This window comes from Novosphingobium rhizosphaerae (assembly GCF_050920675.1).
Taxonomy (GTDB): Bacteria; Pseudomonadota; Alphaproteobacteria; order Sphingomonadales; family Sphingomonadaceae; genus Novosphingobium; species Novosphingobium rhizosphaerae.
In genome coordinates this window covers 3,357,563-3,371,984 of record NZ_CP137861.1, presented here as the reverse complement: position 1 = coordinate 3,371,984, position 14,422 = coordinate 3,357,563, and the positions used below count along the sequence as shown (strand labels likewise).

13 protein-coding genes are annotated in these 14,422 nt (G+C 65.8%); 3 read left to right on the top strand and 10 right to left on the bottom strand.

Going from position 1 to position 14,422, the window contains the following annotated elements; all coding sequences use genetic code 11:
- Positions 1-987, top strand: a complete 987-nt coding sequence (locus R9J51_RS15330) for a LysR family transcriptional regulator (protein WP_169474676.1) — start codon at positions 1-3, stop codon at positions 985-987.
- A gap of 7 nt (positions 988-994) precedes the next feature.
- Here R9J51_RS15330 and R9J51_RS15325 read toward each other — a convergent pair whose 3' ends face one another.
- A complete protein-coding gene (locus tag R9J51_RS15325) occupies positions 995-1,870 on the bottom strand; it encodes an oxidoreductase (RefSeq protein ID WP_179504959.1) in 876 nt (291 codons plus the stop codon).
- Positions 1,871-1,964: 94 nt separating this feature from the next.
- On the opposite strand from R9J51_RS15325, the gene R9J51_RS15320 reads away from it, so the two are divergent.
- A complete protein-coding gene (locus R9J51_RS15320; RefSeq protein ID WP_179504958.1) occupies positions 1,965-2,867 on the top strand; it encodes a LysR family transcriptional regulator in 903 nt (300 codons plus the stop codon).
- A gap of 48 nt (positions 2,868-2,915) precedes the next feature.
- Here R9J51_RS15320 and R9J51_RS15315 read toward each other — a convergent pair whose 3' ends face one another.
- The 5 genes from R9J51_RS15315 to R9J51_RS15295 all read right to left on the bottom strand — a co-directional run bounded on the left by R9J51_RS15315 (position 2,916) and on the right by R9J51_RS15295 (position 7,883).
- Positions 2,916-3,827, bottom strand: coding sequence for a LysR family transcriptional regulator (locus tag R9J51_RS15315; protein WP_211184737.1), 912 nt, complete (start codon positions 3,825-3,827; stop codon positions 2,916-2,918).
- A 98-nt stretch (positions 3,828-3,925) separates the two neighbouring features.
- Positions 3,926-4,390, bottom strand: coding sequence for a nuclear transport factor 2 family protein (locus R9J51_RS15310; protein ID WP_179504957.1), 465 nt, complete (start codon positions 4,388-4,390; stop codon positions 3,926-3,928).
- Positions 4,391-4,423: 33 nt separating this feature from the next.
- Positions 4,424-6,451, bottom strand: a complete 2,028-nt coding sequence (locus R9J51_RS15305; protein ID WP_179506507.1) for a pyridoxamine 5'-phosphate oxidase family protein — start codon at positions 6,449-6,451, stop codon at positions 4,424-4,426.
- Between the two features lie 67 nt (positions 6,452-6,518).
- Positions 6,519-7,139 carry a glutathione S-transferase family protein gene (locus R9J51_RS15300; RefSeq protein WP_179504956.1) on the bottom strand — a complete coding sequence of 207 codons (621 nt, stop codon included), beginning with the start codon at positions 7,137-7,139 and terminating at the stop codon, positions 6,519-6,521.
- 135 nt (positions 7,140-7,274) lie between these two features.
- The gene (locus R9J51_RS15295; protein ID WP_179504955.1) at positions 7,275-7,883 is read right to left on the bottom strand and encodes a glutathione S-transferase; all 609 of its coding nucleotides are present in this window, start codon (positions 7,881-7,883) and stop codon (positions 7,275-7,277) included.
- A 90-nt stretch (positions 7,884-7,973) separates the two neighbouring features.
- On the opposite strand from R9J51_RS15295, the gene ftrA reads away from it, so the two are divergent.
- Entirely contained in the window at positions 7,974-8,939 is a 966-nt protein-coding gene (gene ftrA / locus R9J51_RS15290; RefSeq protein ID WP_179504954.1) for a transcriptional regulator FtrA, read from the top strand.
- Between the two features lie 34 nt (positions 8,940-8,973).
- On the opposite strand, the gene map is transcribed toward ftrA, so the two are convergent.
- The 4 genes from map to R9J51_RS15270 all read right to left on the bottom strand — a co-directional run bounded on the left by map (position 8,974) and on the right by R9J51_RS15270 (position 14,231).
- Positions 8,974-9,765: a type I methionyl aminopeptidase gene (gene map / locus R9J51_RS15285; protein WP_179504953.1), complete on the bottom strand. Its 792-nt coding sequence runs from the start codon at positions 9,763-9,765 to the stop codon at positions 8,974-8,976.
- A gap of 1 nt (position 9,766) precedes the next feature.
- Positions 9,767-9,973: a ParD-like family protein gene (locus R9J51_RS15280; protein ID WP_169474669.1), complete on the bottom strand. Its 207-nt coding sequence runs from the start codon at positions 9,971-9,973 to the stop codon at positions 9,767-9,769.
- 91 nt (positions 9,974-10,064) lie between these two features.
- On the bottom strand, positions 10,065-11,327 hold the full coding sequence (locus R9J51_RS15275; RefSeq protein WP_179504952.1) for a histidine-type phosphatase: 1,263 nt from the start codon (positions 11,325-11,327) through the stop codon (positions 10,065-10,067).
- Positions 11,328-11,423: 96 nt separating this feature from the next.
- On the bottom strand, positions 11,424-14,231 hold the full coding sequence (locus R9J51_RS15270; RefSeq protein WP_432787554.1) for a TonB-dependent receptor: 2,808 nt from the start codon (positions 14,229-14,231) through the stop codon (positions 11,424-11,426).
- Between the last annotated feature and the right edge of the window lie 191 nt (positions 14,232-14,422).

Here is a 14,422-nt window from a genome sequence, read left to right as displayed (position 1 = left end):
ATGAAGACCCATCTGACCTTGCGCCAACTCGAGATATTTCTGGCTGTCGCCCGGCTGGGCAGCTTTCGCGCGGCTGGGGCGATGCTCAACCTCGCGCCGGTTGTGGTGGGCGAGCATGTGCGGGCGCTGGAAGCCAGGCTGGGCGGGCCGCTTTTCCTGCGGCGCCCGGGCATGGTGCCGACATTGACGCCCCTGGGGGAGCAAATCGTCATCCGCGCCGAAGACGTCTTGCTGGCCATCGCGCGGCTTGAGGACGACGCGCGTTCGCATGTCCAGGCCGGGGAAAGCGTCTGGCATGTGTGCATCGCGCCTTATGCGCTGCGCCACCTTGCGCACCGGGTGGGGGAATTGCGACGCCGCTTTCCCGAATGCCAGATCGTGTTGCATTCGACCGACCTGACCGCCTCCCAGACCATGGCCGACGTGCGCAGCGGCACGCTCGACCTTGCCATCGTGATTGCCGACCAACTTGCCGAGCCAGACGAGGGGCTGGGCTTTGCCGAGCTTGGCGCTGGCCAGGCCGTCACCGCGGCAGGCGTGATCGACGAGCCGCTGGCGATGTTCGTCGCCCACGATCACCCGCTGGCCGGGCGCCCGGCGATCACCCGAGAGGACCTGATGGCCTGGCCGCTGGCCGGCCTGTCGCCGCCACACCCGCTGCGCCAGGTGGTCAATGCCGCGCTGCACCGGGCGGGGCTGCAAGCGATGCGGTACGATGTCGAAACCGATGATTACAACGCGATCCTTGCCAGCGTCGTGGGCGATGGCGCCGTCGCCTGCCTGTTTGCCGAGGCGCGGGCGCTCGATGCGATCACGCATCGCCTGGAGATGCTAGACCTGGCCTTCAACCTGCCATCGCCGCAGGCCCTGCTGGTCCTGACCTCACGCGCCCGTGCCGATCGCCGGCTGCAGATTGCGGCAGACTTCCTTGCCAACCATTACCGCGCCGATGCCACTGCCGCGCGGCGCGCCTTGGCGGTCGTCTGACCGGCTTTCAACGCGGCGCCGCACCGATCGCATCAAGCTGCACTTGCACCGGCGCGGGCAGGTTCAGTTCGGCCGCTGCCAGGTTTTCATGAAGATGGGCCGTGCGCGACGTGCCGGGAATCAGCAGGATGTTGGGTGAGCGGGCCAGCAACCAGGCCAGTGCAACCTGCATGGGGGTGGCGCCAAGATCGCCCGCGAGCGCGGACAGGGCGTCAGACTGGATCGGGCTGAAACCACCCAAGGGAAAGAACGGGACATAGGCGATGCCCTGGGCTGCCAATTCATCGATCAGCGCATCATCGCCACGGTGAACCAGGTTGTAATGGTTCTGCACGCAGGCGATCGGGGCGATGGCCTGCGCTTGCGCCACCTGTGCGGGCGTGGCGTTGCTCAGGCCCAGATGCGCGATCAGGCCCTGGTCCTGCAGACGGGCCAGCGCCGAGAATTGTTGTTCCACCGACCCTTCGCTGGGCGCATGGACATCGCCCATCAGACGCAGGTTGACCACGTCCAGCCGCTCCAGCCCCAGGTTGCGCAAATTGTCATGAACCGCCTGGGTAAGCTGGGCGGGGCTTTGCGCAGGCAGCCACGATGCATCGTCCCCGCGCACGGCGCCCACTTTGGTCACGATCGTCAGGTCGGTGCCATAGGGGTGCAAGGCTTCGCGCAGGATCTGGTTGGTGATGTGCGGACCGTAGAAATCGCTGGTGTCGATATGGTTGACGCCGGCGGCCACGGCGGCGCGCACCACGGCCACCGCTTCCTGGCGGTCGCGCGGCGGACCGAACACGCCGGGCCCGGCAAGCTGCATCGCGCCATAGCCCATCCTGTTTACGATGCGGGTGCCCAAACGAAAGCTTCCGGCCTTGGCTGCAACGGTCATGGCAAATCTCCTCTAGCGATGGCGAGGATATAGACCTGGCGTCGATGATCGATAAGCTAGCCCATTCCAAACGGTCTGTACGGAAATTCGCACAATGCCTATAGAGTTGGATGATCTCTCTGCCTTTGCGGCCGTGGCCCGCGCCGGCGGCTTTCGCGAGGCGGCGCGCATGTCCGGCGTTTCCGCGTCCGGGCTAAGCGAAGCTTTGCGGAGGCTGGAAGGCAGGCTTGGCGTGCGCCTGCTCCACCGCAGCACGCGCAGCATATCGCTGACCGAGGCCGGAACCCGGCTGTTCGAGCGGCTATCTCCGGCCCTTGCGGAAATCGGTGCCGCGCTGGAAGGCGTGCAGGCGCAGACTGACGAACCAGCGGGCACGTTGCGTCTCAATGTGCCCGCCAACGTCGCGCGCACGGTGCTGCCCGGCATTCTTCCGCCATTTCTGCTGGCCCACCCCAAGATCCGGGTGGAGGTGACGGTCGAAGACAGCTTCGTCGATATTCTGGCGTCCGGGGCCGATGCCGGAATCCGTTATGAAGAACGGTTGGAGCAGGACATGATCGCGCTGCCGATCGGGCCGCGAACCCAGCGTATCGTGGTGGCTGCATCGCCCGCGTATCTGGCATCGCAAGGGCGCCCGGCGCATCCCCGCGACCTGCTGGCGCACGCGTGCCTGGGGTTGCGCTTTTCCAGCGGCGCGCCGGCCGAATGGGAATTCGAAAAAGACAACGAGATCGTGCGCGTCGATCCACCCACGCGCCTGCTGGTCCGGCCTGGCATGGCGTGCGATCTGCTGATCAGCGCGGCCGTGGCGGGACTTGGATTGATCGCCCTGTTCGAAGACTGGCTCGCGCCATATCTCGACAGCGGCGCGCTAGAGGCTGTGTTGCAGGATTGGAGTTCGCCGTTTTCGGGCCCCATGCTCTATTATTCCGGCCGCCGGCACGTGCCGCCACCGCTGCGCGCCTTCATCGACTTTACGCGGCACGGCTTTGGCTGAAAGCCAGGCACCCGTTTTAGCGAAAGGGCTGCGTGGCGTTTGGCTGCTTCATGGGTGTGGCGCTTCGCGGGCCTGCAAGCGGCTGGTGCGCAGCTTGGCCACGGCAAGGTCGATAAAGGCCCTGACCTTGGCCGGGGCATGCGAGCCGCCGGTGTGGAGCACGTGAATGGGGAAGGCAGGCGGTTCGTGGTCTTCGAGCAGGATCTGCAATCGCCCATCGGCCAGCGCAGCGCCAACCTGATAGTCCAGGACGCGCGTCAGGCCCCAGCCGGCGAGGGCGGCGTTGATCGCCGCGTCGTTGGTGTTGCACAGCATGGCTGGTTCGATGCGCACCCGCACGTCATTGGCGAACTGCCATTCGGGCGAGGCCCAGGCTGCCGTCGATGCAGCGATGCGAAAGCGGCGCAGATCTTCCGGGCTGGTTGGCGTGCCGTGCTGGCGCAGGTAGTCTGGCGCGCCGACGACGACCATGCGCGAAGAGCCCACGCGCGTTGCCACCAGCGCCGAATCCGCCAGGTGGCCGATGCGCACCGCAAGATCGACCCCTTCCTCGATCAGGTTGACCGGCCGGTCGACGAACAATGTGCGCCCCACCACTTGCGGGTAGCGGTCGAGATACTCGGTCAGCACAGGCAGGACGTACATCCGGCCGAACATCGCAGGCGCGGTAACGGTCAGCGTGCCCGAAGGCGTGGCGAACGATCCGGCTGCCGTCGCCTCGGCCTCTGCGATATCGGCAAGGATGCGCTGGCAATCGGCATAGTAGCGCGCGCCCGGCTCGGTGAGCTTGACCGAGCGCGTTGAGCGGACCAGCAGGCGGGTGCCGATATGCTCCTCGAGCGTGGCGACGGCGCGCGTGACGGCGGGGGCGCTCATGTGCAGCCGCCGCGCCGCCTCGGCAAAGCTGGCATGCCGGGCCACTTCGGCAAAGATGCGCATCGATTGCCAGCGGTCCACCATCGTCTCCTTTCCGCCCTAGAGTAAGCGGGGGAGCGTTTCGCGCAAGGCTGCCGCCCCCCGATCGAACAATGTCCCGAGGTCATCCGCCCGCACGCGCATCAGAACCCGAAGTGCTCGAGGTCGGGATGGTCGTCGGGGCGACGGCCGAGCGGCCAGTGGAACCGGCGGTCTTCTTCGCGGATCGGATGCTCGTTGATGCTGCAATGGCGCACGTGCATCAGGCCGTCGGCGGCAAACTCCCAGTTCTCGTTGCCATAGGCGCGAAACCACTGCCCGCTGTCGTTGTGGTATTCATAGGCATAGCGCACCGCGATGCGGTTGCCGCCGAACGCCCAGAGATCCTTGATGAGGCGGTAATTCAGTTCGCGATCCCATTTGCGGCGCAAAAAGGCTTCGACCTGGTCGCGGCCGGTGAAAAACTCGGCACGGTTGCGCCAGCGACTATCGACCGTATAGGCCTGCGCGACGCGCGCAGGATCGCGGCTGTTCCAGCCGTCTTCTGCCAGGCGCACTTTTTCGCGCGCGCTGGCTTCGTCGAACGGGGGCAGAGGTGGGCGGGTCATGGCATGTCCTTTCGATAGAGAGAGGGGAGAGTGTCAGGCTTCGATTTGCAGGGGTTGCTCGCTTTGCTGCGCCGGCACGGCGCAGCATAGCAGGACTTCGTCCGGGCCAACGCTGGCCGAAGGCGCGCGCGGATAGGCGACCGAACCAGCGACCAGCTTGACCTTGCACGATCCGCACGATCCGCTGCGGCAGCCGAATGCCGGCGTCAGGCCGCGCGCTTCGGCCAGTTCGAGCAAGGTGCCATCTTTGGGCGCCCACCGGGCCTCCTTGAGCGAGGCGGTGAACAGAACGGGGAGCGGCTTGGTGGCCGGCAACACGGCGGGCGCGGCCAAAGCCTGGCTATCGCCTCGCCGTTGCAGGGCAGAGGGGCCGAATGCCTCGGCATGGATGCGGTGATCCGGCACGTTGGCCCCGCGCAGCGCATCGTAGATGGCCTGCATGAAGCCGCCTGGCCCGCACAGGTAAAAGTCATGGTCGCCAAAGGGCAGCACGCGTGCCAGCAGCGGTAGGTCTATCCGCCCGGCAGCATCGTAATCGGCGCCGTCTTGCGCGCCGGACGTATCGCCCAACACGCGCACGAGCCGAACGCCCTTGCCAACTTGGCCCAGTTCCGCCGCGAACGCGCGCTCTGCCAGGGATCGTGCAGACTGGATCAGCACGACCGGGCGCGCCGGCTTGCCGCCATGGCCACGGCTGACCAGCTCGCGCAGCATCGACACCATCGGGGTTATGCCGATCCCGGCGCCGATCAGCACCGCCAGCCGGGGCGCATCGGCGTCGACAACGAAACCACCTGCCGGGGCGCGGGCCTCGATCGTATCGCCTTCGTGCAGGTGATCGTGCAGCCAGGACGAGACCGCCCCCTCGCGCTTCACGCTGATCCGGTAGAGCGGATCGGAGGGAGCGGACGAGAGCGTGTAGGTGCGGACCAGCGGCCGGTCGGCACCTGGCAGGTTGATGCGGATCGGCAGGTGCTGGCCGGCGCGATGCTGCCAAGCCGGCGCGGGTGACACGGGGCGCAAGTGGAAAGAGCGGATGCTGGCGCTTTCCTGCACGACCTGGACAACACGCATCTTGTGCCAGTCCGAAGCCTTGCGCCATTGCCCGGTGGCGAGCGTGGTGGGTGACCAGCCCTGTTCGCGAAACGCCCAGCGCAGCGCAAGGGCACCGGGCCGTCGCACGATGCGGTCTGGGGTAAATGTCCAGAGCCGCTCGGCACCGGCGAACGTGGCAATCTCTGGCGAATCCAGCAGGACCTGCGCCGTGCCGGACATCTGCAGAAGATCGCCGCTTTCGAAATCGATGAACGCCAGGCCAGCGCGCCCGTTGAGCATGATGTTGCCGAGCGTCGCGAAAAACAGGTTGCCCGAAAAGTCTGGCACGGTGAGCACGCCTTGCGCGTCCACCCGCACGAAGCCGGGCTTGCCGCCGCGATGCGACACATCGACCTGGCGGCCGATCCCCGGCCGATCGGCGTAGGAGGCGACGAAGAATGTATCGGCCGCTGCAATCATCGCGCGCGCCGCAGGGTCCAGCCCGTCCAGGGCCTGCGCAGGCTGCGCTGGCGCACTGGCTGGGGGGCGCGACAGCGTTGCGTCACGCTGCTGGATATACTGCGGGCAATTGCCGAAGCTTTGCCCGACTTCCAGCACCGACGCGCCATCGCTGGTCTGGCGCAGGGTTCCGTTGACCCTGTTGCGGCGGCGGGTGTGCAGCTCGATGCCCAGCAGACCCAATCCCGCGCCATCATAGATGCCGCCCAGCGCCGGATCACCGCTATGTGGCAAGGCGGCCAGCGCGAGCCTGGTGGGATCGGGCGAGGAGAGGAAGCCAGGCGCGCCTTCCACCACGGTTGCCCAAGGCGCGCCGGTATCATCGACGCTGCCCAGGATTGCGAAGGGAAGCTGTGCGTAGAAGGTGCGATGCTGGTCGGGCATGAACGGCCGGATCACCCGAGCGCCCAGTTCGGCCATGCGGGCCACGGCGCCGACATGGGCCTGGATGGCGCGCTCGCCCTCGTGCCAGATGGCCTGGGGCTCGATCGGAGCGGCTTCGGGCATGGTTGCCTCCATCATGAGGGCACCGGTGGTTTGCCTGCGGGACGTTGCGCAAACCACCGGTCACGCGTCAGGCTGCGGCGCGAAGGCCGGCGGCCGTCTCGACGAAAGGCACGAAGCCGGGAAGGTTCTCGATCCGCAACAGCAGCGCGCGAACGCGGGGGTAGGCGGCGAGATCGACGTTCCCTTCCGGCGCGCTCGACAGGTAGCTGTAGAGGGCAACGTCGGCGATGGTCGGGCTATTGCCAACCAGCCAGTCGCGGTGTTGGAGATGGCGCTCCAGGTTGGCCAGCAGGGCGTGGGCCCGTGCAATCACTTCCTGCGGGTTATGGCGCGAACCGAACACGGTGACGAGGCGCGCGGCGGCCGGCCCAAAGGCAAGCTCGCCTGCCGCGACGGAAAGCCAGCGCTGCACGGCGGCCTCGCCAACAGCATCTTCCGGCAGCCAGTCGGTGCGGCCATGCTTGCGAGCAAGGTAGACCAGGATGGCATTGGAGTCGGCAACCACCGTGCCTTCATCATCGACCAGCACGGGAACCTGCCCCAGCGGATTGAGGGCCAGGAATGCCGGCTGCTTGTGTTCGCCGGCAAGGAGATCGACTTCGACCAGCTCGGCATCGAGGCCGAGCAGCGATGCGAAGAGCCGGGCACGATGCGAATGGCCCGAGAGCGGATGATGGTACAGCTTCATGGAAGTGCTCCTGCGTGGTTCGAAGGCCGCATCCGGCCCGCACCCGAAAGATGCGCCTCCACCGCCCAAGCGATAATGCCCATTCGCGGCACGACATCATTGCCTGGGATGCAATGCCAGCGCCGCGAATCTGGCTCAGTGGAAGGGAAATTCCACGAAGGGCTCGCTCGCTTCGGCCCGCTGCGACAGACGGTTGAGTGCTGGCAAGGCCTGCGGATCAAGCGCTTCGGGCACCATTTCGCGGGTAAAGCGCCAGGCCACGGCGCTGGTGATGTCCGCCTGAAGCGGCTGGTCGCCAAAGCACCACGGCCGTGCCAGGCTGACTTCCTGCTCCAGCAGGTGATAGGCCTGGACCAACTGGCCGCGAACGCGATCAAGCCATGGCTGATGACGCTTTTCTTCGGGCCGAAGCAGCTGTTCGTAAACGATCTGCACGCTCTTTTCGCAGGCGGCCAAGGCCAGGCCGATGATCCGCTGTGACCGGGCATGCGCCGCAAGGTCCGCAGGTGACAAAGTACGCCCGGCCATGCGCTCTGCATGTTCGAGGATGAGGCCGGAGTCCATCAGGACGACGCCTTCGTCGGTCACCAGCGTGGGCGCTTTCACCACCGGATTGATCGCGGCAAAGGCATCGTACGTGGAGAATACCGAGATAGCCTGATGCTCGAAATCCAGCCCCAACAGGCGCAGCGAGATAGCGACGCGCCGCACATAGGGCGAATCCAGCATGCCGATCAGTTTCATCACAATCTTCCCCGTTGCGGTTTGCCTGCCCACGATAAAACCGCGTTGCCGCCGTTGCCACTGGCAGGGATGACAACTATCGAAAGGATCATGCCAAACGCCAATCCCCTGGTCGTCATCCTGACCTATGACCGCCTTTGCACCTTCGAGTTCGGCTGCGCCTACGAGGTCTTTGGCCTGGCTCGACCGGAGATGGGCCCCCATTGGTATCGCTGCCTTACCGCTGCGGGCGAGCCTGGCCCCTTGCGCGCCAACGGAGGGTTGCACGTGGTGCCCGATGGCGATCTGGGCCTGCTCGACCAAGCCGATACGATCGTGATTCCGGGATGGCGGGGGCCGCACGAGCCAGCGCCCGCCGCTTTGCTGGCCGCGCTCAAACGCGCCAGCATGCGCGGGGCGCGGTTGGTGGGCATTTGCGGGGGAAGCTTCGTGCTGGCCCAGGCGGGGCTGCTCGATGGCCGGCGCGCCACCACCCATTGGCGCCATCTGGCCTCGCTTGCCCGGCAGGCCACCGCAGCGGTGGTGGAACCCGATGTGCTCTATATCGACGAAGGCAACATCCTGACCTCGGCCGGCAGCGCCGCCGGCCTCGATCTTTGCCTGCATCTGGTGCGCAAGGACTTTGGCCAGAAGGCGGCGAACAGCGTGGCACGGCGCCTGGTGATTGCGCCCCACCGCGAGGGTGGGCAGGCCCAGTTCGTCGAGCGTTCCGTGCCGCCGCCGGCGGGCCATCGCCTTGCCGGCCTTCTTGCCGCCGTGCAGGCACGCCTTCACGAGAACTGGAGCGTCGAGCGCATGGCAGCCACGGCGCATCTGAGCCCGCGTAGCCTGCATCGCCATGTGCTCGGCGCGACCGGGCTGACGCCGGGCGGATGGCTTCAGCAGCAGCGCATCGCCTTGGCGCGCATGCTGATCGAAGAGACAGACCAGTCGATCGAAACAATTGCGGAGCGCGCCGGTTTTGGCACCGCCGCCAATTTCCGCCAGCATTTCCGTGCCGCGACCGGGCTTGCGCCCACGGCCTATCGGCGAAGTTTCGGACGCCGTGGATCGTAATGCCAGCCAGCAAGGCTTGCCCGCGGGGGCGTTGTCAGGCCGACCGTAAGCCTGGCGCTGCCAGCGCGGGCTTTTCGCCGCTGCGCAAGGTGAGCACTTCGAACCCGTCCCTGGTCACGGCGATGGTATGCTCGAACTGCGCGGACAATTTCCCATCGGCGGTTACCACCGTCCAACCATCGTCCCTTGTCAAAGTCCGGCAGGTGCCCTGGTTGATCATGGGTTCGATGGTGAAGACCATGCCTTCGTGCAGCGGCAGGCCTCTGCCCGGCTTGCCGAAATGGAGAACCTGCGGCTCTTCGTGCATTTCGCGCCCGATGCCATGGCCGCAATAGTCGCGCACAACCGAATAGCCATGCTTCTTGGCGTGGCGTTCGATGGCGTGGCCGATATCGCCCAGCCGCGCACCGGGTCTGACGCGGCCAATCCCTTGCCACATCGCCTCTTGCGCCACGCGGACAAGCCGTCTGGCGGCAGGCGCTACTTCGCCGACGAGGTACGTCTTGCTGGAATCGGCGATATATCCGTTCTTTTCGAGCGTGATGTCGAGATTGATGATATCGCCGTCACCGATCACCGCCGAACCGTCCGGCACACCATGACAGACCACATCGTTGATCGAGCAGTTCAGCACATAGGCAAAGCCATACTGCCCTTTGCTGGCCGGGCGGGCTGCAAGCTCTTCGGTGATATAGCGCTCGACCAGGTCGTTGACCGCCATCGTGGTCATGCCCGCCAACTGCTGTTGATCCAGCATTTCAAAGACGCGGGCCAGCAAGCGGCCGGAAATCCGCATCAACGCCAGTTCATCGGGGGTCTTGACCATGTCAGGCCGCGGCCGCCTCGGGAATATGGACCTGCGCCGCTTCCAGCTGCGCCTTGACGATCTGGTTGAACGAGAGCGTGGGGTTGGCTTCGGCCAGCATGCCCACCTTCATCCAGAATTCGGCCTGGGCGTTAATCGATCGGCACATGACCGCGCTCGCCTTGCGGACTTCCTCGTGCAGATTGTCTTCGATTTTGACGATACCCATGCCGCAATCTCCGTTCCGATATATGAAACGTATATGCTTCGTATGGCGGCGCTGGTCAAGGAAAGCATGGGCTCGTTGCCATTCACCGTATTCAGCGGTCCATCCCGGGAGCGGGCGGCAGCGCTGCGGTTTGGCGGGCGATCAGGGCGGCAAACCTGGCCGGCGTGCAGGTGGTGCCACATCGGCCGAGTGACAGCCGGTGCAGGGGCTGGCCCGTGCCGGTTTGCGGCAAGGGGCGAAGCTGGCGGGCCTGATCGGGCGTTTGCGCGAGGTACGACAGGCGCAACAGGTGCCGGCCCGTGTGCCGCTCGGTCAAGCGTTCGAACAGCAGGCCGCCACCGATCGGCGGATCGTTCCGACCATAGCCGGGCAGCTGGAATTGCGTGCCGATCAGCGCGGTGACGGCGGCGATGGTGTTGTCGTGGCCCACCAGGACCGTGACATCCGGTGCCTCGCGCACGGTGAGCGTTGTGGCGATCCGCCGCGCGATCAGGCCGCCCACGCGCGGAGCCATATAGGCCGAGCGGGCGAAGACATCGAACAGCCGGGCGTGGAGCGGGGACATCGTGGCAATGTCGGCCGCGTTGGCGCGCCCCCAGCCAACCTGGGAAAGCGGCATGCCTTGCGCATATTGCAGCAGGAACACTTGCGCCGTGCCCGAGGCAAGGTCGATCGGGCCGGTCAGGCTCAACCCTTTGCCGTCGGCCGACGGCACGATACGATTGGGCAGCGTGGCGATGGGGCAAGGCCGATGGCAGCCGAGCACGCGCGTCATCGTGGCCACGGCCTTGTCCATGCCGGCCATCAGCGCCGCGCCGCCGTTGAGCTGCGCATTGATGCTGGCTGCAGCGGCCGGCGCATCGAACGGCACCGCCTGCGCTTCCAAGGCATCGAACAGCGGATCTGCAATCCCCTCTGGTCGATGGTCGACCGGTAGCGGGCAGCCAGGCGCCAGGCCTTGGGCCAGGGCCTGGCCGCTGGCGATCGTGCGCGACTTGCTGTTGGTCCAGAGGGCCACGTGGCCGGGCAGGGGGCAGCCGCGCGCCGGAAGCAGGCCCTGGCCGATCAGGCGCGTGCGCGTATAGCCGGCAACCAGGGCCAAGGCCTGGGCGCCATGCGGCGTCAACTGGCTGGGGGGCGTGTCCCACTGGGGAAAAGGCTGGTCTGCCAAGGGCGCCGCCGCGGCTTCGCCATCAAGCGGCGCGCGGATGCCATGGCGAATGAGCAGGACCACGCGATCGACGCGGTAGCCCGAGGGGGCTGGGGCCGAGTGATGGGCCGCAGGGCGGGCGACGGCCATGGCCGGCAGCAGCGCGGCCAGCAGGGACAGGGCGATTGGGGCAGGACGGAGCATGGCGGACGGTTACCTGCGAAATACGAAAGGGAGGCGACAGCCGCACGATGACGGCCGCCGCCCCAGGTGAGGGACCAGTGAAGGATCAGAGATCGATCAGAACGAATACTTGATGCTGGCCAGCCCGGTTGTGCCGGAGTTGACGATGTCGGAAATGGCCAGCGAATGGCGCCCGATGTGCGCCCAATAGGTGTAGTTGTTGAACAAGTTGGCCACCGAGATGTCGGCCTTGAGGCCATTGCCGAAATCGTAGCCAGCGTGGAGGTCGACCCGCTTGACCGGGCGCACCCAGCGATCGTCCCAGCGGGTGGCTTGGCCCAGGTAGTTGTAGGATTCGAGATAGGCGCCGGTGTAGTTGTAGATGGCGTCGATCGAGAAACCACCGAGCGCATAGAACACGCGGGCCTGGCCCATCACGTCGGGCGCGTTCTGGATATTGCGGATCACGCCGTTGCCGATGTCCACGCTGGTCCACTGCCGGGTGAGATTGGCGCCGATGCCGAAACCGCGCAGCGCACCGGGCAGTTCGACGAAGGTCTTCTGCACCTGGAATTCCACGCCATAGACATTGCCGCTGCCGCCGTTGAGGGGGCGGGTGACGAAGGTTTGCCCGGTGCCGTCGCTGGTGGCGGTGTTGAGCAGTGTGGTGCCGCTGTCATAGAGGTAGTTGGTCAGCCGCTTGTAATAGCCGCCCAGCATGACATGGCCGGAGGCTGCGAAGTTCCATTCCACCGAGGTGTCGACGTTGATCGCGCGGATCGGCTTCAGGTTGGGATTGCCTTCCACGATCGTCGTCTTGCCATCGTCGCCGGCGCGGGCGGTGGAACTGCCGCCCAGCTGGAAGAACGGTGGGCGGGTATAGGAAAACCACACGTCGCCGCGCGCCACAATCTTGTCGTTGGGGCGCCAGTTGGCAAACAGGCTGGGCAGCAGCACGTCATACGTGGTGCGGTTGCTGGAGAAGGCGCCAGGCTGTTCGACCCCGGCAGAATAGGCCATGACCCAGTAGGTGTTGTTGATCGTGGTGTGTTCGAAGCGCAGGCCGGGGATCACTTCCAGGTTGCCAGCCTTGAGCGTGGCCGTGGCATAGCCCGCCGCCACCGTTTCGCGGCCCGACAGCGTGCCGCAATTGTAGTTGTTCACATAGAGCGAACCGCACGTGTCGAAGCTGTTGTAGCTTGATCCATCGGCTTCGTTGGCGAACTGGTACTTGTAGAACAAATTGAACAACGCGGCCTTGTTGAAGCGCGGCAGCGACCAGTCATAAAGGCCCGGATAAGTGTGGGCATAAGTGCCGTTGGTCAGGCCCAGTTGCGCCCAGGTCGTGCTGTGGCCCAGGTAGTTGGCCACGTAGTCGGTCGTCCAGTCGCGGCTGGTCACGTTGCGCTTGCTGCTTTGCAGCTTGGCACCGAAGGCGATGCTGTGCAGCAGGCTGTCATCGGCAAATTCGCGGCTCACGTCGATGCGGCCGCCCCATTTGCGCTGGCCGCTGAACTGTTCGGTAAGCTGGCCAGCGCGGCGCGCGGGCAGGACGCTGGCGGAATTGTCGAACGCGTCGAAGATGGCCTGGTTATAGAGCGCGACGGGGTAGTTGTCGCTATAGCCAACCGATTGTCCGCCCAGCGGAATCTTGGAGCCGCTGGTATACTTGTCGGACTGGTTGATGCGGGCCGAGGCCTCGATATGGTTGGGGCGGTTGTTGTGCCCTTCGCTGTAGAACACTTCGGGCGCGATCTTCCAGGCGCCAAGCTGCTTTTCCCCGCCAAAGGCGGCGGTGGCGAGGATTGCGGTCTCCGGGTTGGTTTCGAAGTAGTTGCGCACCGAGACCGAAGGCACGGTGAGGACATAGCGATCGGTGCCGGGCGAAAGCACCCAGGCCTTGGTGCCACCGTTATACTGCGCCAGGGTGGAATCCTGCTCGGTCAGCGCCTTGGCATAGGTGCCGCGCAGATAGACGCGCGTGGTATCGTCGGGGCGCCAGTCGAGCGAGGCATTGCCGCCAAACCGGCGCGTCTTGCCGCTGGACACGCCCGCGTCAAAGCCGGTGAGCGCGGCATTGCGTTCGGGATCGAGGCCGGGATAGCTGGTGCCCGAGCTGTTGGACGCATTGAGATAGCCCCAGCTGCCATCATCGTGCGCCGATTGCGCGCCGCGGATCTCGCTGTTGGTGTACGTGCGCTTGTCGTAATAGCCGCTGACGTAGATGCCCATGGTGTGACCGGGGCCAAAACGCGACGAAAATTCTGCCGCCACGCCGCCGCCCAGGCCGCTGTCGCCATACGTGCGGGCGCGGGTTTCGAGGCGGCCCGAGGCGGTCACGCTGCCGTGCAGGCGATCGGAATAATCGAAAGCCGAGGGCGTGCGGAAATCCACGGTGCCGCCGATCGCATCGCCATCCATGTCGGCGCGCGAGGCCTTGTTGAGCACGATGGTGTTGAGGCCCGTGGGCGGCAGCAGGGTAAGCTGTACGCCGCGGCTATAGGGCTGGCCCTGGGCGACGTTGACGCCGTTGATCAGGTTGACGTTGTATTCGGAATTGAGGCCGCGGATGGCCACGTACATGCCTTCCCCGCGCGAGGCGCCATCGACGCCGCCGATGAACGAGGAGCCGGTGTTGACGACGTTGACGCCCGGCAACAGGCCCAGCGCTTCGGCCACGTTGTGCACGGCGGTGTGGCGCAGGTCTTCTTCCGACAGCACCGAGATCGGGTGGGAGGACTGGAACTGGATATCGGCGGCCTGCTTGCGCGTGCCGATCACCACGATGGCGCGTTCGTCCTGCGTGGGCGCGGCATCGGCATCGGCCGAAGGCAGCGCTTGCGGCGCCTGTTGCGCCACGGCCGGAACGATCATCGTGTGGAGTGCGCTGGCCAGCAGGGCCGGGCGCAGATACGAAACTGGCATGTTTTCCCCCTTCGAGAAACACGACCGGCCGCAGTGGGCGGGTCTGCCCGGAAGGACGCAGACACACCCCGCGATTCCCCGAAAAAATTTGACGGCACAAGTGTCACGCCGCTGTCACGGCAGGCCCCTAGGGCGCCCGGCTATGCGCCTGCGGGCGATCGTTCCCGTCTGGATGGGCCGGGTGCCGCAAG